Raw genomic sequence first — 18,610 nt, 5'->3', positions numbered from 1 at the left:
ATGACGATTAGATGGGCTAAGTTGTCTAATTGCTACGACTGGGGAAAAAGCCGTGTTTTACCGGTACGTATTCAGTAACCATTGCTTCGCCGTTACACCACACGCTATGCACGCTAAGAGTATCTTTATCAAGCAACACTAAGTCGGCATCGCCACCTCGAGTGATAATGCCTTTTGCTAGGCCTAATATACTGGCGGGGTTTTTAGTGATTGCTTGCAACGCCAGCTCTAACGGCACCTTGAACTCGTTTACCGCTTGCTGCAATGAAGTCAATAACGATGCTTCTTGGCCAACTTCAAAGCCAACCATGTGGTTGTTACTATCAAACACCGGCAAGCTTGCGTGACCATCCGAGCTCATGGTGAGCTTGCTGGGATCTACGCCTTTTTCCAAGCAGTAGGCTAAGGCTTCTGCGGCGGCCAGTTCGCCATGGGCAAGATCGTACTCCGTGGTGCTGGTGGTAAAATCAATGGTACCGCCGGCTTGGCAAAAGGCGATGCCTGCGGTCAGTAGCTCAGCATTGCGATTCATATGAGTGGGATAAAATTGACTTATAGGCACCTCAGTGGTCGCCGCCACTTGGTGCAGTAAGTCAAGGTGCTCAGCGCCAGTTCCCACGTGAATAGACACAGTGCCACGCTTGTTGCTTAATAAGCCTGCAGTGCGAGACTCTGCCGCCATTTTTGCCAGCATTTGTACTGTTGGCTGCGAGCCGCGATGATCGGAAATCGCCACTTCACCAACACCAATGACTTCATCAATGTACATGATGTCATGGCTAATGCTGTCGCCTAGGGTTTTTATGGGAAAATGATAAGACCCCGTATGGCAATAGGCATTTAGCCCCTCTTGCTTTAACCCCTTGGCCTTAGCGATAAGATCGCTGTGGGTACGGCTGATATCATCGGTGCCGAGAGCCCCAACCACGGTGGTGATCCCACTGAGGGTGGCGTCAGTTAACCGCATTTCTGGGGTGCGACTAGCAAAACCGGCTTCACCGCCGCCACCGCTAAAGTGCACTAAGGCGTCGACAAAGCCGGGGGCTAAAATTTTCTCCTTAGCGTCGATTTCGACAATCTCGAGATTACTGTTGAGCTCTATGTGTTCTTCAATGGCAATGATTTTCTTGCCTGCGATCAGGACATCGCGTTTTCCAAGCTTTTCTGGTGTGTAAAGCTCGGCACTCTTAATTAATGTCAGCATAGTGTTATTGGTAATTGATGAGGTGAGCGAAAATAATAACTGCGCTCGCCAGAGTGAAAAGAAATAACATGAAGCGCCAGATAAATTGCGCCCATTCGTTCCACGACAGCTTAACCACGCCTAAACAGCCGATTAAGCTGGCTGAAGTGGGAATAATGATGTTGGTGAGGCCGTCGCCAAGTTGAAAGGCCAGCACGGCAGTTTGTCTGGTAACGCCAATTAAGTCAGCCAAAGGTGCCATAATGGGCATGGTGATAGCTGCTTGCCCGGAACCGGAAGAGACAAAAAAGTTAAACACGGATTGGAATAAATACATAAACCAAGCCGCCATTACTTCTGGTAGATGGGAAATGAGCGTCGCGGCATGAAACAATAGGGTGTTTAGCATGGAGGGCTGTGACAACTCACTACCACCGAGTAATAACACCAAGCCTTTGGCAAGACCAACCAGGATCGCCGCAGGTAACAACTCGGCACTGCCTTGTTTAAATGCCTCGACGGAATCGGCGATGGTTTGTCTGCCACCTAACTTCGCAATAACAGCAACCACAATGGCCAATACAAAAAACTGTGCTGCTAATTCGGGAATATAAAACCCCTCCACCGTAACACCATAAATAACCCAGACAATGACGGCCAAAAACGCAAACAACAACGCTTTGTCGGTTATTTGTAATGCTAGAGTGGGGCAATCTTGCTGTGCCTGAGTATTAACGCGAATGCGGTTGGCATACCTGACCGTAAACACAGTACCTGCAATAATAAACAGTGCCGTAACCGCCGCTCTCAAACCTGCTCCCGAGAATACCGCTAACTCTGCAATACTTTGAGCTATGGCAATGCTGAATGGGTTCATCGGCGAGGTAGCAAAGCCAATTTGGGTTGCCACATAGGTCACTAACACGGTCACTTGAGCGTTATAGCCCAGTCGCTGCATAATAGGGTAGAGCACAATACAAAAGGCGATGGCTTCTTCACCCATGCCAAAGATGGCGCCACCGAGAGCAAAAGTAATAAACAAGCTAGGGATAAACAGCCAGTCAATGCCTTTGGTTGAGCCGATAAGTGCCATAATGCCGTTATCAATGGCTTTGGTGCGCATCAAAATACCAAAAGCACCGCCGGTGATAAGGATAAAGGCAATCACACCAATGGCGGCTCCATTCCGGTCACCACTAACCAGACCATCAAACAGCACATTGAAAAGCCCAGGCTGGCCATCAGTGGCAAACAGGGCCACGGTGTTGACGCTGTCTGCTTGCACAAACTGCGTCAAAGCCACCTGCTGCGCACCGTCACTGATGGCAAAGTGTCCTGGTAATACAAAAAATGAGATGACGTAGCATGCTGCAGCGATAAGCAGCAAGATCACCAACGCATCTGGCATTTTAAAGGATTTTTGCATAATCAATTAAAATGGGGTTGCCCCCATTTTTCCGTTTAAAACTGGTAAGTCACACCAAGGGTGTAAGTGGTGCCAAAAGCATCGTGGTTGATGGAATCAAAGCCCCGTGACGAACCATAGATACGCGGTGGTGCTTTATCAAACAAGTTGTTGATACTGGCACGGATCATCAAGCTCTCAGAGATTTCATAGCCTGCGCTTAAGTCAACCACGGTCCAGCTATCCACTTGGCGCTGCTCACTGTCATCGATTTCGCCGAGCGAGATTAGCTCATCGATTTCACGGCCGCGCAGCCCTTCAATATCGTCTTCGTAGCTGTCAGTATAGTTGGCGCCAATAGAAACGTAATATTTTTCAGCGTCATAGGTAAACGACAAGCGACCGACATTTTCTGGGTATCTGAAGCTGCCAATCAGCGACTCGATTTGATCTGAGCCTGGCTTATTACGGTCGTACTCGAGATAGTGGGTGGCATCAAAGCGCATCAGTAAGTCGCCATGTTCGAAGCGGAAACGCTGATCAAATTTAATATCCAAGCCAGCAATGTCTTGTGTACCAGTGTTTTCTAACTGAATGACGTGATCACGATACAGTTGTAGGCTTTGTGAGCGGGGATCAAACTCGTTAACGTAGTTGGTTAGAATTTGACTGAGATCGGCGCCTGCTTGATCAATAAAACGGCCTTGAGCGTCGGTAACGCTACACACATCTTGGTCGTACGAAATGCCCATAGCACCATTCGGGACTAAGCCACAATGACGCAAACTTTCGTCGTTGATAGCGCGTGCCAACACGGCGGTCATATTGGTATCAATAACGTCGGTATACTCAAACTGCCAGTAGTCGAGAGTTAAGGTAGTATCGCGGCTTGGACTCCAAGCAAAGCCCAGCGATAATGACTCTGACTCTTCGGCGTTTAGGGCATTATTGCCAAGTTCTAATGAGTTGACTGTCACTAAGGTGCCGTCGCCTTCACAATAGAGATCGGCCACTGCTTGGTTGGCTCCACAATCGAATGTTGATGTGGTGGTTCTGAGTTTTACCCCAGCCTGAGTAAGTGACGGTGCTCTAAATGAAGTTGACCAACCAGCCCGTAACATCATTGAGTCGTTGGGGCGGTAGCTAATTCCCACTTTAGGATTAAAGGTAGAGCCAAAGTCATCAAAATGGTCATAGCGACCAGCTAGTTGCATTTCAACTTGCTCGGTGAGCGGCACGTACAATTCGGCAAAGGCGCCGTATTGAGTGCGATCTGCCTCTGCGATACTCGAACCAAAGCCAAACACATCAACTAAATAGTCATTACTGGCGTCGGCCACCGCTAAATCAGAAGGAATATCCGATAACTCCTCACGGCGAGCTTCTACGCCAAAAGAAGATTGAATGCTGATATCGGCAATGGTCATTAACTCACCAGTGAAGGTCAGATCCCAACTGTACACGCGACTTTTGCCTTCACGGGTAGGCATCTCTTGCGTTAAGGCAAGGGTTGCGTCGTTTTGGCTGTCACCGACTAAAAATGGATTATAAAAAGGTTGCAATGTACCTGAACCACAACTTATTTCACCTGCCTGATTAGTGGCAATGGTACCGTCGCTACACAACTCACCAGCGAGCGCTGCGTGGAATTTGTAGCGGTTATAAATACCAGCAGTGGCTACCTGATCGGACTTTGACTCAGACAACATAATGCCAGACTCCCAATCCCAATCGCCAATAAAACCAGCTAGGCTGGAAACAAAGCGCATATTTTGCGACTCCACTTCAACGGTACGCGGATCATTAAAGCGGGCATCAAAGGCAAAGCCCCACTGCTCTTTGCCAAGCACAGTAGTAAAGGGGTCAATATACAAAGCGTCGAGCAAGGGGTTATTGCCATTGGCATCGTCAAAAATGAAAAGGGCATCCTCTTTCACGTACGGCCCTTCACCATCATCAATTTGATTAATTGGTGCAGGCGTTGAGTAGGCTGTGGATTTGGTTTTGCTGAAGAAAAACTCACTTTCCCAGGTTAGTTCACCAAAGGCTTTGTTTACCATAAAGCCCGCAGACATACTTTCAAATGGCGCCCGTAACACGTCATCTTGGTTGCCATAATAGGCACAGATCTGCTCGCCATATTCGGTGGTAACCAGTTCAGTTTGGCATCCAGGTGCGGGCAGCTCATTACCATCGCGGCTGCTGTAATAATAGATATTTGGGGTGTTTTCCAGTTTTGGTAAATAGGAGTAGCCGTTCACTAAACTGGGCTCTGCAAGGTAGTCACGATCGCTGGCATTAAACTGGTTGCGGTCGTAGTAATCGGCAAACAAAGTGAGGTTGCCGCCGTCGATTTCCGTGCCCCAGATAAAGTTGACTTGTTTTTTGCCTTCATCGCTTTGCTCTAGGCTATTGCCATAGCTGACTTCTAGCTCTGCACCTTGGTAGTCTTTTTTGAGGATATAGTTAATAACCCCGGCGACAGCATCAGCCCCATAAATCGCCGAAGCGCCAGTGGCCAGAATTTCAACCCGTTCAATGGCCGCTAATGGAATTGAGTTTACGTCGACAAAGTTTTGTGTGCCGGCGGCAAAGGAGCTGGGGGCAACACGACGACCGTTTATCAAGGTTAACGTTGCCGATGGGCCCATACCGCGTAAGCTGGCGGCTGCTTGACCTGCCGGTGTAGAGGTTGAGGTACTGCCACTTTCACTGGTGGAAAAAGTACCTGCGCCGCCTTGGAGTTGGGGAATATCTTGCAGTAATTCGTAAATGGATGAGGCGCCAGAGCGGTCGATGTCTTCGGCACTTAAAATGGTAACGGGCTGGGTGCCCTCTAAATCCACCCCTTTTATGCGTGAACCGGTGACCTCGATACGTTCCACCGTTTGCACATCGGATGTTGTTTCACTTTCAGCGTAAGCACTGAGACTGGTCGCTGCAATGGCAGCGGAAATTGCTAGGGATAACTTGTTGTACATTACTTCACCTACTTCTGTTGATGAGTGGCTGAGTACAGTCGCAACGAGATCCGTGTTTCTAGTCGATGAGCTCAAGCACAAACCATAGGCACACTAAAGCACAGCAAAGTTGCCGTATTTTAGAGGTAATTGGAGCTTGGGTTAATACCACCGACCATAGCTGACGGACACCAAAACAGGTGTACGATCTGCATTAGCCTTAATTACTTGTTGTTGGATTTTTTGTGTTGTGGGTTGTGACAAACAGACAACGCCACGATGATTACATCGTGTGTCTACTCGTCGAACCACTCTGAGAGGTAGTGAGGTGAGTAGAAGTAGCAAACAAGCTCAAATGCTTTTTTATACATATCTTCATCTCTTGTGTTTTGACAATGCAAACTAACCTGTGCTAGCTTGCTCTTCGCAATGTTCATTTAATTTTATAGCACAGCCTTTTTTGTGCTGACAAGTCATTTTTTTTAAAAACTGTTTGGATTTTATTTATGAACATTGTCTTTTTTGTAAAAGCGTTACTGGCTTTTGCATTGCTTTTTTCTAGCGTAAGTGCCTACTCTCAAACGCTTTATCTTATTGGTGGTGCCCTTAAAACCTGCTCCAGTATGGCGCCAAGAAACTGCACTCCCAATGCCCAATTTCCTGATATAGCCAAAACGCATGCAAACTTTATTGTGACTAAAAAAGCAATGAAAGAGATTGCCGCGCTGTGGCCAAGCAACTCACAAAAGCGCTTTAATCGCACCATGCGATTGCTAAGACGTATCCCCAAAGACAAAATATTTACCCGCTCGCAATTAATTAAAGCCATTAATCAGCATGACAGTGAGCTCTATCATCAATGGTCAAATCGAGAATATTATTTTATCTTCGATATGCTCGAGTTACCCTTGATGGTAAATGGCAAACGAGTGGCTGAGTTGGTGTTAACCAAATACAATAGTGAGCCTGCCAGCAGTGATATTATTCAACAAATCGCCACTCAAGTAGCAAAAACCCCAAGCCAATCACTCTATTTACTCACCGCCTCTTCTCGTGATCCTTACGAATCGGCGGATTTCTATCAGGGCTTATTTAAGGCCTATGGTATCAAAGCGCAATGGCTGCCCCTGACGCCAGCGTTGGCACAGGCGGTTAGTAATCAAGATTGTGAGAACCTAGATCACTATCGCACCAGTATTAACCAAGTGTTTAACCGTGATTACGTCTACCCTGACCTCACCACCAAAGAATATAACCTTTGTATGGCGGGCGTTGAAGGCGTAAAAAAAGCACTGCAAAGCGTGGATGCTGTGATGCTAAATGGCGGCGATCAATCACTGACGCGACAAGTTTTTTACCACAATCAAAGCGATGCTGAATTGCCTTGGACCGACATGGTGCGAAATAAAGCGGTACTTATTGGTACCAGTGCAGGCACTGCGGTGCAATCGGGTGGTGAAAACCAATACGGCCGTGTGCCTATGATCACCAATGGCAGCAGTATTGAAGCGTTGTTGCAGGGCGCTAAAAATGCCCCAGCCCCAGCCGCTAATTGCGATCAACATGGTGGCTGTGAGGACTTAAGCGCTGATACTCTAACGTATCATGACCAAGGTGGGCTTGGCAGCTTTAACCACGGCATATTGGACACCCATTTTAGTGAGCGCGGCAGAACCTTTCGTTTGGCTGTGCTAACGCAACACAGCAAGCAAAAGTTTGGTTTTGGCGTAGATGAAACCACAGCCTTAGTGGTTGATACACGCAAGCAACAGATGCAGGTAATTGGCAAAGCTGGAGTGGTGGTGACTAAAGTTTTGGGACAAAACCAGTTTAGTTACTCTTTTTACCCTGGAGGGAGCGAGTTCACCATGGCGCAATTAATTGAGCAGCAGCATCAAACTGAGGCTCAAGCCAATGACACTCGCCGAACTGAGGTGGTGGAAAACTTGGTGGAAGAAGAGCGCATGCGAGCGACAGCACAAAGGTTGTGTGACAATGGCAACCTACAGGTAATAGCAAGCAGTGACGACTTGCCTCGCATTACCATTGGGCGCTCAGCTAAAACAACATGTATTAAACAACCAAGTGGCCAGTATGTTGTCAAAGATATGCAAATTAGCTGGTAATAAAATTCAGCACGGTTAAGTCAGAGCCAAGCAGGTAGTGCTGCTTGGCTCTGTAATTGACTTTAATTTATCAATTCGAAGAAAGGCAGAACGTAGACAAACAAAAATGCCTAATGCAGTGGTCATCATCAATTTATTATTTAAGTCTATGATATGTTGATTAAGCCTTTTGCCAAACTCATGCGACTAATGGGTTTTAATAAAGGGAATATCATGAAAAAAATAACTGCTTTGTTAGCGTTAGTGCTGCTTTCTTTAAACGCTTGTGCAAAACCTGAAGTAGACGGCACGGCTTGCCCGTCACAACAAGAATCGCCTTATCTTTTACCCTATGAAGTGGGCTCAGCATGGGATATTTATGCCACCACTGAGCATTATCGCAGTGCTAATAATGGCGTCGGCACCTATGCCATCGACTTTATTATGCCCATTGGTACCAAAGTAGTTGCAGCCAGAGATGGTGAAGTGGTCAGCATTCAAGCAAGTTATAAAGATGGCAATAATGAAGACCTTAAAGAAAATTACGTCTTTATTAAGCACAGCGATGGCACCGTTGCCAGATACTTTCACCTCACTTATAACGGCGTGCTAGTAAAACCAGGCGAGCAAGTAAAGGCGGGAGAAGTCATTGCGCTGAGTGGCAATACCGGACAAAGCGGTGGCCCGCACTTGCATTTTGATGTGCAGCAATGTGGTCCTAACTTACCGCCAAACTATAACCAATTACCTTGTGGTCAAACGCTACCAGTTACTTTTTCTAATACCCGAGAGCATCAATGTGGACTCAAAACTGGGGAAAAGTACACCGCGCTTTAGCATGTTATCTTAAATTGCTTAATAAATTTAGGTAATAGCTATTCAGCAGCGAGAGCTCACAGCTTTTAAGTGTAAGGTAATACTTGTTCCAAGCAGCCTCACTGAGTGTGAGGCTACAGCTTAAAAGAAATAGCTTAAGGTTTGCATATCTCGGTGGTATTTATGGTCAGTTGGCATGCTTGTTTTTGTTTTGATTGCCAGTGTTGTACGTCAGATTGCGCGGTGCAGCCTGCATCTTCGATGAGTATTACCTCATCTTTACATAACAGCAGTACAGCGTTATTTGCTTGTGTTTCTATCTTGAGTTGATAACCCTTAAATGGTGCAATTTTGCTGGCGTCGTTATTAATAGCGGCCATGAGGAGCGCTTGTGGGTCGTTAAAGGTATTCGCGTTGAACTTTAGAGTTCCATCTACAGCGGCTGCAACATCTTTGAGCTGAGAAGCAAGGTCAGCCATGATCTCTGGGTTATGACTGGATGATGCTGTATTGGTGCACCCCAATGACAGAACAATAACGGTGACAAGTCCTATGTATTTCATATTAACGCTACCATGCGGTTAAGTGACCCAACTCATCCTTACCGGTATCTAAATTCCAGTTGCGGATTTCCATGCACGATTTATTTTCGAACACAGCATTAGCGATAATAGTTATGTAGTATCTAATGTTATCAACTGCCTTATCGAAAACTTCATCATAATGCATTGGAGTATCGGGGGTAGTTAAGTGTGTGATGTAGTCTTGGTTTATTTCATCCGGTCGAGGGTAAAAAAGGCCACAATCAGCAGCCACATGCCGGGCGAGAGGGAAAAGCCGGTAACTTTCTTCGACATTGTCGACAACAAGCTGGAAGCCATTGTGCCATGCCTCAAAGTCTGGCGCTACATGACTTGCATAATCAGTGTGTACAAGTGCTAACACATGCTGCCAAATACCTTGAATATCGCGATCAAAAGTGCCGTCTGAGTTCGTGCATGAACCGATATTAAGATTTACTCTATCGGCATGACCAATTTCACCTAAATTTAGTCTTGCCCAAATAAACGAATCTTGATGCATTTCACAATTGCGATGAGCTGTTTGGTTATGCTTATAAGTGCCAACTTTTAATTCCACAACGGGGTGAATGGTGATGTCAGCTGCAACGTGAGACATATAACCACAAAGCCAAGCAAAGCACTTTTCTTGCGCTATCCCCTCGAGTGTTTGGCAATATGTTACAGCCGCTTTAATTATCTCTCCAGAGCGCTCGTAATGCATGTAGTCAGCCCATTTATTTTGCTGCGATTGAGCGACAGCCAAATAAGGGTAATCTGGTGAAACACAGCCAAGTTCCACATATTTTTGTTGAGTGCTAAGAATACGTTTAGCCTCAATAGGCATATCCATCGTAAGCAACGCATTGTTCTCCGTCGCTATATTTGCGGCCGTTATATGGGCAAATGCACCTGGCATACATGACTCCTTGTTCTGAAACTAATCTTCTATACTAGTGTAATGAAGCCAATTTACAAATTCATTATGAATAGAATTAAACAATTACTTAGGCGCTAGCTCTAACTAAAGTGTCGGTTATTGGGCTGATGAAGAGAATAGATAGGGTTAAAGCATAAAAAGTCTGAGCCGATTGGTGTGAATTAATCGCCACTGGCAGCCTCAAAGTGTGAGTTTGCGATGTTAATTGACACGATTGTTATGCTATTTTGGCCCATAAGCCACTGAAGCTTTTACGTGATACATAGATTCGTACATTAACTTGAGACCAACTCTTTTCTTTATTCCGAGAATACTATTTATGTGGTCTTCGTAGTTTTTCCTAGACACTGAAATTAGTGGAACAGTTTTCCCTGCGGGTATTACCGTCTCAGAATTTAATTTTGTGATCGTAACCCAGTCCCGATCTATCTTCAGATTCGATAGAGCTGTTTTAACTCCGCTATATCCTAAGTCAGGCATTAATTGATTATCCACACTGACGGATAAACTAGTGATTTTTGCTGGACCTAAACCAACATTGCTAACCAAAAACCCAGAGTATTCCTCTTCAGGATGATTGGCAAATGTAATTTTTAAAATGGGTTCAACTGATAACTCATTGTGTTTTCTTGTTAAGTGCTCAGACCAAAAGGCAACTATAAGTGCAGCGGCTGCAATCACAGTTGATGCAATCGCGGTCATTGTTTCAGGCTTCATAGCAATCACTAATTCCTGTCCAGGTATACGTCGCAAAGTTCTTTTACTAGAGGATCAAATTCTAAACAACGACCTTCATCGGATACTTTTTTGCAATGTGAAAAGCATTCATCGATACTGGGGTTGGTAGATGGACCACCTATACCTATAGAACCAGTAGGAGATGCGCACCCACTAAGGAGTAAAATTGTTATTACTCCGGCTAGAAGTATTATTGGTTTCATAAAGTTTTCGCCCTTCAATTCCACGTCCTTTGGTTTACGCATTTGTTATATACGCTTAATTAACTTGCATTGGGTAAGGGTTTTGTCTTTCAGTAAATGTGTAATTAACAACAGCACCATTTGAAAGAAATGCGTCTAACATTTTGCTGGCTGTAACGTATTTGCAAGTTAGTAAATAATAGAGCTAGGGCAAGAAATGCGCAAATTACTCATTCTCCTAAATACGGGGGAAAGCTAATAGTCCAAAGGTTAAAAAGTTGGGGTCTAATAACTAAGTCATTGCTCCTCGCTTATTACCAGGTGATATTTAGTTCTAATAATTACAAACAAAAAGGCTCGATATGAGCTACTTCACTTTGAACAACCAAAACCCCTTAGGATGGTTTAGTTGCGCCTATAATTCACCTAGGTTTTCATTCAGCGTATGCCGTTGAACCCACGCCACGTCTGTGCGTTTATGTGTTGAAAATAATGCAGTCATGCAAAGTTAAAAGAGTATCCGTGCCTGGTGTTGTAGACTGATATTGCAGTTAGAACCGTAATGCAAAAAAACGCAAAAAGGGCTTAAACACATTCAACAGGTAAAAAATCAGATGATTCTCTCAGAGTTGCAGGGATGCCTATATAAGGTAGAAGTAAAGATACATTATTTACCGATGGTAACTTTATAGTTTTAGCACTAACGGACAAGGTGATTTTGCATGACTCTATACGTGCTTTTTACGCTAGAGTTTTGCATGTATTTTGTAGAAAGTGAATTTTATAAAAATTGAAATGCCTTTCTAAGTGATTGAAAGGTTAGGGGGAAAAGCTGGTCGGCATAGCAGGATTTGAACCTGCGACCCCTGACACCCCATGAGTGCCTGCGCGAGGTCGCTGCGAACAACTCGCCAAGCTCTGAGCGCCAGCTTACGCAAGGCTTACAGACGGACAAGTCCATAATTTAAAACGATTATGGAGAACTAAAATGGCAACTATCCGTCAACTTAAATCAGGCAATTGGAACGTTCAGATTCGTCAGCAGGGCGTTAAGCTATCTAAAACATTTCCAACCAGAGAAGAAGCTGTTCGATTTGTCGAGACAGGCTCAAGTTCACTGTCCTTTCACGAAGTCTGTGACAGGTACATTGAGTTCATGGGAGAGTCTGTTCGATACCGTGTGAATGGCTTGAAAAAATACTTTGAGAATCCACCGAAACTAGCAGACATCGAAGCGTTCAAGCGTCAACGGATGAAAACGGTTAAGAGCAGTACAGCACGACTCGACCTACAAATGCTCTCTCGTATCGTTAAATACGGCATCAAACACCTAGAGCTAGACTGGGAGTATCCGTTTAAGGACTTTAAGTATCCACCTGAATGTCAGCCCAGAGACCGTGTAGTAACAACAGACGAGCTAAAGCTCTTGCTTAAAGACTTACCGCCTCTGGTTGCCTCAGCCGCTGAGCTTTCTTACGAGACAGCCATGAGGCGAGGGGAGATCGTAAAGATTCAAAAGCATCATATAGAGCTTCACCAAAAGCGATTATACGTGCCAGAAGCAAAGAACGGTTACTCTCGTTATGTACCGTTGAACAACAACGCTGAGCGTGTGCTGATGGATAGAATGGCTGTCTGTGGTAAACAACAAGCGTTGTACCCTGTGACCGCTGAGAGCCTGTCGAAAGCTTTCAGACGCTCATGTAAGCGCTTAGGCATACAAGGACTGTCGTTTCATAGCATGAGGCATTCAGCAATTACCAAGTATGCTAGACGAGGGCTATCCATTAACCAGTTAAAAGTTATATCAGGGCATAGGTCAACAGAGATGCTCGAACGCTACACTCACCTAGGCGTAAACGATGTCATTAACCTGATGAACTGAGTCGATTGGCGGTTCATAAGATAGTCTTGTGAGCCGCTAGACTTCTACATTGGTAACAGTCACTTATGACTAATTATCACAAGTGAGCTCTAAGTTGCTGTTTTTATTATAAAAATATATATTTATCTCCTCAACAACGTTAGGAGGTGACTATGACCAAAAGAACCCAAAAGACCTTTTACCTATCTCAAAGACACATCGATAAGCTTGGCAATCTGCGTGTTAAAACTAACGAACACGTAAGCGATCTCGTGGCTAAAGCTATTGATAACTATCAGTACAAGTCTGATGACGAGTTCATCAACAGCAGAGTCAATATGGTGTTAAGTATTGTCGACAATCTTGATGTGGACTTACAGCAACAGCGCGTGTTCATCAATCGGCTCATCGGAGAGTTGCTATGGAGGACTTAGAGCCAGAGCTGTTAATCATCGAGGAGCACGTGAACTGTCGGAAAAGTAATGAAATTCAGTTTATTTTGAGTAAGCAACAAGTTATCTACCGAAAAGTTACCCTTGGAAAATGCTATTTCACAAAGGGAAACGTTGGTTACAGAACGCCTACTGTATTTATGGGAGCGCTATATATGGGCAGTTCAAACGTGTTGAAAGATTTTATTTGGCAGTCAAAGAACTGGCGCTTTTGAATTAAGTACAAACATTGACTTTAACTTAATCCAAACCGAGTATAGACTTATCTTTTGTTTAATGGATATCTTGTCCAACGAGGCATAAATATGGACGTTTTGAAGTCAATCGGAGACTTGCTTTTTAGCACATTAGAGGCTGCCAAAGAGAGAGCCAAAAGCCCCCTTGTTGGAACATTTGTTCTGGCTTGGTTAATTTTTAATTGGCAACTTGTCTACTTTCTTTTATTTGCTGACTTGGATACCACTCACAAGATACGGCATATAGACATTAAATATGCTGACATATGGTTTAACTTGATTTATCCGCTTTTAACAACTACGGGTTACATAGTTTTTTATCCGTTGATTTCTAATTTAGCTAATATAGCTTGGATTAGCATGGATAAGCTTGGACGCTTCATTTCAAACTATATTCTTGAAAAAAGAGTCCCTCTGTCACGTGAAGAGTCAGCAAGGCTATATCAGCAAATGCGAGCGCGAGAAGAAAGCTATCGTAAAGAATTAGCTGACAAACAAGCTCTGATTGACTCACTTTATGCGGGTCTGAGTGAACAAGGTGTATCGGTAGAACATAAAGAGTCAGATGTGGAGTTCAAACCAACTTCTGGAATGCAAGAAAGGCTAAATGAAACAGACAGCCTGCTTTTGGATAACCCAGATGAAGTCTTAAAGAACACAGATAGTTCGTTTTATATTAAAGACCTGATTGCTTCAAAGATGGAGCTGGATAAAAATGACCCGATACATAGCCGAGAGCTAAGCGGCTACTATGAAATAATCAGTCAACTTTTAAAATGTTATCCTGAGCCTTGGTCAGCTAAAGAACTGGTTCTTAAAGACGAGAACATGAAGTTAAACGAAGCTCATGCCGTTGCTTATGCTAAAAAGCTTGCCAAAAAGAACTGGATTAAACCAAGCCCTCAGCGTGGGTATAAAGCAGTTACTATGACAGGTGAATTGGCAAGCGAGATAAACAGTATTCACTATAGTGTCTCGAAGTAACTTTTGGTGCAAAAATCTGAGAGCACAAATCGACAATAACAAAGCCGAAACTCCCCCCATACCGCCCCATAAGACGAACGCAGAGATCGCTGGCGCGTTTCTCTGTGATTGTCTTTAGCTTTCCTTTAGAGAGCCAAACGACAACGTTCAGGCTCGTCTATGACGACTCCCTGACATATGCAAGAAAAAGCTGGGAGACCAGACCCAGCACGAGTACGGTCAGTCAAAACAGTTCACAAAAGCATAAATTTTTGAACTTCACTATTGACCGTTCATTTATCGTTCATTAATCTAGTGTTCACCATAGTCAAAAGGTTAGTGAACGGAGAAAGGTAATCATGGCTGGTGAATTGATTGGCTACGCACGAGTATCAACCACAGGACAAAAGCTAGACGTACAGTTAGAAAAGCTGAAAGCACAAGGCTGTACCAAGATATACCAAGAGAAACGCTCTGGTAAGACCGCTAAACGTCCTGAGCTTGAGAAGATGCTCGACTATGTGCGTGAGGGAGAAGTTATCGTTGTGACCAAGCTAGACCGCTTAGGACGCTCAGTGGCTGACTTAGCGAATATCTCTAAGCATCTGGAAGAAAAAGGCGTTGGCTTGATTGTCATTGACCAAGGCATCGACACAACGACACCTCACGGTAAGCTGATGTTCCATATGATTGCCGCAGTCGCTGAGTTCGAGTTGTCTTTGAGATATGAGCGCCAGATGGAGGGAATAGCCTCAGCTAAGCAAAAAGGCGTTAAGTTTGGTCGCAAGAAGTCGTTAGACCGTGAGAGAATCTGTCAGTTACGTGAAGACGGTCTCAGCATGGCTAAGATTGCTGAGGAAGTTGGTTGCAGTAAAGGGGCTGTTCATAAAGTAATCAGCGAGTATGTAAACAAGGTTAATTCAGACGTCAGCTTGAATAACTTTTCTTAATGATGTGTCGTTGGTGAAGTACCTATGTAACTGAAATTAATAGCATTATTCACTCTGGTTATTTAGGATGGCTTGTCGTATCGACCTCTAATCGACCATCTTTTAATATCACGGAGTCTCTCAACGCTGAATCTCAGCGAGAGGCTCTGAAAAGCTCTGAGAGCGCCTGTGAGATCGCTTTGTCGTGACTAAGGTCAACGTATCACCCACCCATAAAAAAGATCGTGTCGCGGCTCTGACGATCTCCTAGCGCCCTTAATGACCTCAGTCTTCAGCTTTTAGATGGTAGCAGACAACAGCGAGATATGAAGCGCCTGAAATCGGCAGCGCACTGCACCTCTGAAGCCCAAGTAATACGTGGCTTTACGACTCCCTGACATATGGAGGAAAAGCTGACGACTCCCTGACGTAAGGGAGAAAAGGTTTCCGCTATAAGGACATCGTGAAGACAAATACTCGGTCACTAACTTCACGGTGGTGAGCTACGGCTCAGGGGCAAGTGACCAGTCAATCAAACTCAAGTCCAACACCAAGACAAGTGATACCGGTGTGACGATGATTGTTACCGCTCTTACCAACTCACAAATCGTGGGGGGTAAGGGGGGCAACTCTAAGTCATCAAATCTAAGTCCAACACCTATATCTCTTAGTCTTATCTTAAAGACAACGAATAGTCTGTCAGCTGAATATGGATAACTGAGTTTACTCATAAATAATGATGACTAGACGTCTACGAGATGACCTCTTAGACAGTCTTTAAGACAACTTGTATTCGATACTTGATTGATTAATCAGTAATTGATTGAGCTACAAGACGGTCTTAAAGAACGCTCTCCACATCAATTCAATTACCTCCAATTTTGCTGTCGTTGATTCTTGTTCACTTGTGCGTGTGTGTTACCTCCTGTGCTCACGCATGAGTGACCTTTTAGCGAATCGAATACATCCATAAGAAGACTCTTGCACCAAGGTTATTCACTAACGCTCGTGTCTGTTTTCATCCCTAGAGTCTTCTTCTGGCTGTGTTAATTAGTTTTACCAAACCCCATGAAAGAGGAGATTTACTATGCCAATACGAGGTAAACCTTTTAAGGTCATTAGCCACTCAGACATCCGAGTGAACTTGACCGCTAATAACCTAAAGAAACTGAAACAACACCAAGCACAACTTCAGGAATCGCGAGGTCTGAAAGTCAGTGCTAGCGCTATCATCAATGAATGTATCCACAATTACCTGAAAGACGAGGTGTAACCCATGACACACCCCACGTGCAAAGTGTGGGAGTGTTCAGAGCCTCGTTACAACAACCTTTCAGGGTACTGTAAGCGCCACAAAGAAGTCGTTCATCACAACGGACACCCAACCTTCAAGTTGCCAGTATTAAACAGACGCAAAGAGCGCTATGACCAAGAGTTATCTGTTGCATATCGTGGCAGTAAACGCTGGTACAAGGAAGCTGAGCTAACGCACTATCACAAGGCTTTTGGTCAACTGCTAGACCAAGCGCAAGACCTGAAACCACTATCACACTATCGCAGACTCGGAGACCTGAGCATTGATAAACAGCTTCTGTATCTGCTCAAACTCTCCATTGAGAGCCGAGGCAGAGAGGAGACTCAGCGTCAGTGGTTGTGTGTGTATCGTGCGGCTCATCACAGACGAGCACTATTCCCAAACCGTAAGACCTTTGCCGCCTTTGTGTGCCGTAAGAGCCTACTCGGACGAGTGTCTATGCCAAAACACAAGACACGGAAAGGCAAGCTCGGAGGTTATCGGTTAAACGCTAACAGAGCCTTAGTCATGCTCGACATCCTTGAGCCTATCTTTGAGCTATCGTTCATCTCAGCGAACGACATGGCGTTGTGGTATCGCTTCTATTTCCGATATCTGAACTACTCCAATATCGGCAAGCAAACGATGAAACGAAAGCAGGCACAAGACCCTGACTTTCCATCGTCACTCACCCGCAAACGAATCATTAAATCCATTGAAAAGAAATACACAGGAGGACTGAACCTATGAGTAAACAATCTGAAACCATCCAACAGTTAACCGACCGCGTCAATGCGCTGGAAGCTATCTGCTTTGACTTTCTGACCTTGCAGCACAACAACGCTTCACAGGCTCAGGTTAAGTTTGATGATTACCGCATCAAGTACACCCAAGAAGCCATTGATAAGCGTGAAGCTGAAGCACGAGAGAAGATGCTTAAAGACAATCTGAGAGCCGCTACCGCTGAGTTTAAGGAGCGAGTAGAGGCTCAGTATTGGTCATTGGTATTTATGGATAGCAAAGCCCAAGAGAAAGCGCTCAGCGATATCTGGTCAACCGCTACTGATGGACTAGAGCTACCTAAGAATGCCAAGCAACCAACCTATTCCGTATCCGCACCAACGGAAAACCAACTGATGAGCCGTAAGTCAGAGCTGGAGAGCATCATTCGCAGTATCAATGAAGGCTACTGTCATGACCTCATTAAACACTGTGAGAAGTCACTGACTAACGCAACCACAAGACTGGAGCGTGAAGCTAAGGCTCAGGTCGCTAAGCTACGCAAAGACGACAAACTGACCGAATCAGAGCGTGAGCAGCAAATCAAAGAAACAGAAGCGCTGTATGCCGCCAAGATTCGTCAAGCAATCAACGACAACAAGCGTCAGATTAACTCAGCCAAGACCGAGTTGAACCGACTAAAACAGAGTCGAGAAGAACTCATCAAGGTCAAGAAGGCACTGGCAGAGCTTTTGATGCAGTAATTAACAAGAGGAATCATCGACTATGCAAACACACAACAACAAACAAACTCGATTGATATACACAGACGGAGCTGCACCGAACAACCAGTCTCACTGTCAGGCTGGTGGTATCGGTGTGGCTGTTTACAGTGAATCAGGCGAGCTTCTGGAGACATTCAGCCAGCGCATTGAAGCAACTGACCAAGCGCCAGCAAGAGTGACCAATGTACGCTGTGAAATGCTGGCATTCATTAAAGGTCTGGAGCTGAGCGCCAGCAACGACATTGTTCTTACAGACAACGACATGGTAGCGAAAGGCTACAACGAGTGGCTTGAGGGCTGGAAGCGTAAAGGCTGGAAGAATGCAAATAAGAAACCAGTGGCTAATAAAGACCTTTGGCTTCGTATTGACGCACTCAAGCAGAGTAAGCCTGATGTTCAGGTTCAATGGGTCAAAGGACATGACGGTATCGAGGGCAATGAGCTTGCAGATACCTTAGCGAGTGAAGCCGCTGGGTGA

The 18,610-nt window shown here is 44.9% G+C and carries 16 protein-coding genes; 10 read left to right on the top strand and 6 right to left on the bottom strand.

The window, feature by feature from the left end:
* Positions 1 to 25 precede the first annotated feature (25 nt).
* From iadA to R3P39_RS00710, 3 genes are read right to left on the bottom strand one after another with little or no spacing between them, the layout of a single operon-like run.
* A complete protein-coding gene (iadA, locus tag R3P39_RS00720; protein WP_336565096.1) occupies positions 26 to 1,204 on the bottom strand; it encodes a beta-aspartyl-peptidase in 1,179 nt (392 codons plus the stop codon).
* A gap of 4 nt (positions 1,205 to 1,208) precedes the next feature.
* Complete coding sequence (gene yfcC, locus R3P39_RS00715) at positions 1,209 to 2,609, bottom strand: putative basic amino acid antiporter YfcC (RefSeq protein ID WP_336565095.1); 1,401 nt, start codon at positions 2,607 to 2,609, stop codon at positions 1,209 to 1,211.
* Between the two features lie 35 nt (positions 2,610 to 2,644).
* Positions 2,645 to 5,569 (bottom strand): TonB-dependent receptor, encoded by a 2,925-nt coding sequence (locus tag R3P39_RS00710; protein WP_336565094.1) that lies wholly within the window; start codon positions 5,567 to 5,569, stop codon positions 2,645 to 2,647.
* Between the two features lie 485 nt (positions 5,570 to 6,054).
* On the opposite strand from R3P39_RS00710, the gene R3P39_RS00705 reads away from it, so the two are divergent.
* Both R3P39_RS00705 and R3P39_RS00700 read left to right on the top strand, forming a co-directional pair.
* Positions 6,055 to 7,674 (top strand): cyanophycinase, encoded by a 1,620-nt coding sequence (locus R3P39_RS00705; protein ID WP_336565093.1) that lies wholly within the window; start codon positions 6,055 to 6,057, stop codon positions 7,672 to 7,674.
* A 213-nt stretch (positions 7,675 to 7,887) separates the two neighbouring features.
* Positions 7,888 to 8,490 (top strand): M23 family metallopeptidase, encoded by a 603-nt coding sequence (locus R3P39_RS00700; protein ID WP_336565092.1) that lies wholly within the window; start codon positions 7,888 to 7,890, stop codon positions 8,488 to 8,490.
* A gap of 134 nt (positions 8,491 to 8,624) precedes the next feature.
* Here the strand turns inward: R3P39_RS00700 and R3P39_RS00695 are convergent, their stop codons facing one another.
* The 3 genes from R3P39_RS00695 to R3P39_RS00685 all read right to left on the bottom strand — a co-directional run bounded on the left by R3P39_RS00695 (position 8,625) and on the right by R3P39_RS00685 (position 10,686).
* A complete protein-coding gene (locus R3P39_RS00695; protein WP_336565091.1) occupies positions 8,625 to 9,032 on the bottom strand; it encodes a hypothetical protein in 408 nt (135 codons plus the stop codon).
* 7 nt (positions 9,033 to 9,039) lie between these two features.
* Positions 9,040 to 9,948 (bottom strand): zinc dependent phospholipase C family protein, encoded by a 909-nt coding sequence (locus R3P39_RS00690; protein ID WP_336565090.1) that lies wholly within the window; start codon positions 9,946 to 9,948, stop codon positions 9,040 to 9,042.
* Between the two features lie 243 nt (positions 9,949 to 10,191).
* Positions 10,192 to 10,686: a hypothetical protein gene (locus R3P39_RS00685; protein ID WP_336565089.1), complete on the bottom strand. Its 495-nt coding sequence runs from the start codon at positions 10,684 to 10,686 to the stop codon at positions 10,192 to 10,194.
* A gap of 1,191 nt (positions 10,687 to 11,877) precedes the next feature.
* Here R3P39_RS00685 and R3P39_RS00680 point away from each other — a divergent pair.
* The 8 genes from R3P39_RS00680 (at position 11,878) to R3P39_RS00645 (ending at position 18,610) form a co-directional block, all read left to right on the top strand.
* Positions 11,878 to 12,774 carry a tyrosine-type recombinase/integrase gene (locus R3P39_RS00680; protein WP_336565088.1) on the top strand — a complete coding sequence of 299 codons (897 nt, stop codon included), beginning with the start codon at positions 11,878 to 11,880 and terminating at the stop codon, positions 12,772 to 12,774.
* A gap of 152 nt (positions 12,775 to 12,926) precedes the next feature.
* Positions 12,927 to 13,187, top strand: a complete 261-nt coding sequence (locus R3P39_RS00675) for a hypothetical protein (RefSeq protein WP_336565087.1) — start codon at positions 12,927 to 12,929, stop codon at positions 13,185 to 13,187.
* Positions 13,188 to 13,510: 323 nt separating this feature from the next.
* The gene (locus R3P39_RS00670; RefSeq protein WP_336565086.1) at positions 13,511 to 14,425 is read left to right on the top strand and encodes a hypothetical protein; all 915 of its coding nucleotides are present in this window, start codon (positions 13,511 to 13,513) and stop codon (positions 14,423 to 14,425) included.
* A gap of 338 nt (positions 14,426 to 14,763) precedes the next feature.
* Positions 14,764 to 15,354: a recombinase family protein gene (locus R3P39_RS00665; protein ID WP_336565085.1), complete on the top strand. Its 591-nt coding sequence runs from the start codon at positions 14,764 to 14,766 to the stop codon at positions 15,352 to 15,354.
* A 1,066-nt stretch (positions 15,355 to 16,420) separates the two neighbouring features.
* On the top strand, positions 16,421 to 16,606 hold the full coding sequence (locus tag R3P39_RS00660; protein WP_336565084.1) for a hypothetical protein: 186 nt from the start codon (positions 16,421 to 16,423) through the stop codon (positions 16,604 to 16,606).
* A 3-nt stretch (positions 16,607 to 16,609) separates the two neighbouring features.
* The gene (locus R3P39_RS00655; protein WP_336565083.1) at positions 16,610 to 17,377 is read left to right on the top strand and encodes a hypothetical protein; all 768 of its coding nucleotides are present in this window, start codon (positions 16,610 to 16,612) and stop codon (positions 17,375 to 17,377) included.
* Positions 17,374 to 18,111, top strand: a complete 738-nt coding sequence (locus R3P39_RS00650) for a hypothetical protein (RefSeq protein WP_336565082.1) — start codon at positions 17,374 to 17,376, stop codon at positions 18,109 to 18,111. The genes R3P39_RS00655 and R3P39_RS00650 overlap by 4 nt, the downstream gene beginning before the upstream one ends.
* 22 nt (positions 18,112 to 18,133) lie before the next feature.
* Positions 18,134 to 18,610, top strand: coding sequence for an RNase H family protein (locus R3P39_RS00645; protein WP_336565081.1), 477 nt, complete (start codon positions 18,134 to 18,136; stop codon positions 18,608 to 18,610).

The organism is Pseudoalteromonas sp. UG3-2 (genome assembly GCF_037120705.1).
In the GTDB taxonomy this organism is placed as follows: Bacteria; Pseudomonadota; Gammaproteobacteria; order Enterobacterales; family Alteromonadaceae; genus Pseudoalteromonas.
Note: the sequence above shows the minus strand (reverse complement) of the source record. Positions and strands in the feature narration are given on the sequence as shown.

Coding starts and splice junctions, on each gene's coding strand:
- iadA (WP_336565096.1), bottom strand. CDS start 1,204: ATGCTGACATTAATTAAGAGTGCCGAGCTTTACACACCAGAAAAGCTT.
- R3P39_RS00690 (WP_336565090.1), bottom strand. CDS start 9,948: ATGCCAGGTGCATTTGCCCATATAACGGCCGCAAATATAGCGACGGAG.
- R3P39_RS00650 (WP_336565082.1), top strand. CDS start 17,374: ATGAGTAAACAATCTGAAACCATCCAACAGTTAACCGACCGCGTCAAT.
- R3P39_RS00695 (WP_336565091.1), bottom strand. CDS start 9,032: ATGAAATACATAGGACTTGTCACCGTTATTGTTCTGTCATTGGGGTGC.
- yfcC (WP_336565095.1), bottom strand. CDS start 2,609: ATGCAAAAATCCTTTAAAATGCCAGATGCGTTGGTGATCTTGCTGCTT.
- R3P39_RS00700 (WP_336565092.1), top strand. CDS start 7,888: ATGAAAAAAATAACTGCTTTGTTAGCGTTAGTGCTGCTTTCTTTAAAC.
- R3P39_RS00670 (WP_336565086.1), top strand. CDS start 13,511: ATGGACGTTTTGAAGTCAATCGGAGACTTGCTTTTTAGCACATTAGAG.
- R3P39_RS00645 (WP_336565081.1), top strand. CDS start 18,134: ATGCAAACACACAACAACAAACAAACTCGATTGATATACACAGACGGA.
- R3P39_RS00710 (WP_336565094.1), bottom strand. CDS start 5,569: ATGTACAACAAGTTATCCCTAGCAATTTCCGCTGCCATTGCAGCGACC.
- R3P39_RS00705 (WP_336565093.1), top strand. CDS start 6,055: ATGAACATTGTCTTTTTTGTAAAAGCGTTACTGGCTTTTGCATTGCTT.
- R3P39_RS00675 (WP_336565087.1), top strand. CDS start 12,927: ATGACCAAAAGAACCCAAAAGACCTTTTACCTATCTCAAAGACACATC.
- R3P39_RS00685 (WP_336565089.1), bottom strand. CDS start 10,686: ATGAAGCCTGAAACAATGACCGCGATTGCATCAACTGTGATTGCAGCC.
- R3P39_RS00665 (WP_336565085.1), top strand. CDS start 14,764: ATGGCTGGTGAATTGATTGGCTACGCACGAGTATCAACCACAGGACAA.
- R3P39_RS00660 (WP_336565084.1), top strand. CDS start 16,421: ATGCCAATACGAGGTAAACCTTTTAAGGTCATTAGCCACTCAGACATC.
- R3P39_RS00655 (WP_336565083.1), top strand. CDS start 16,610: ATGACACACCCCACGTGCAAAGTGTGGGAGTGTTCAGAGCCTCGTTAC.
- R3P39_RS00680 (WP_336565088.1), top strand. CDS start 11,878: ATGGCAACTATCCGTCAACTTAAATCAGGCAATTGGAACGTTCAGATT.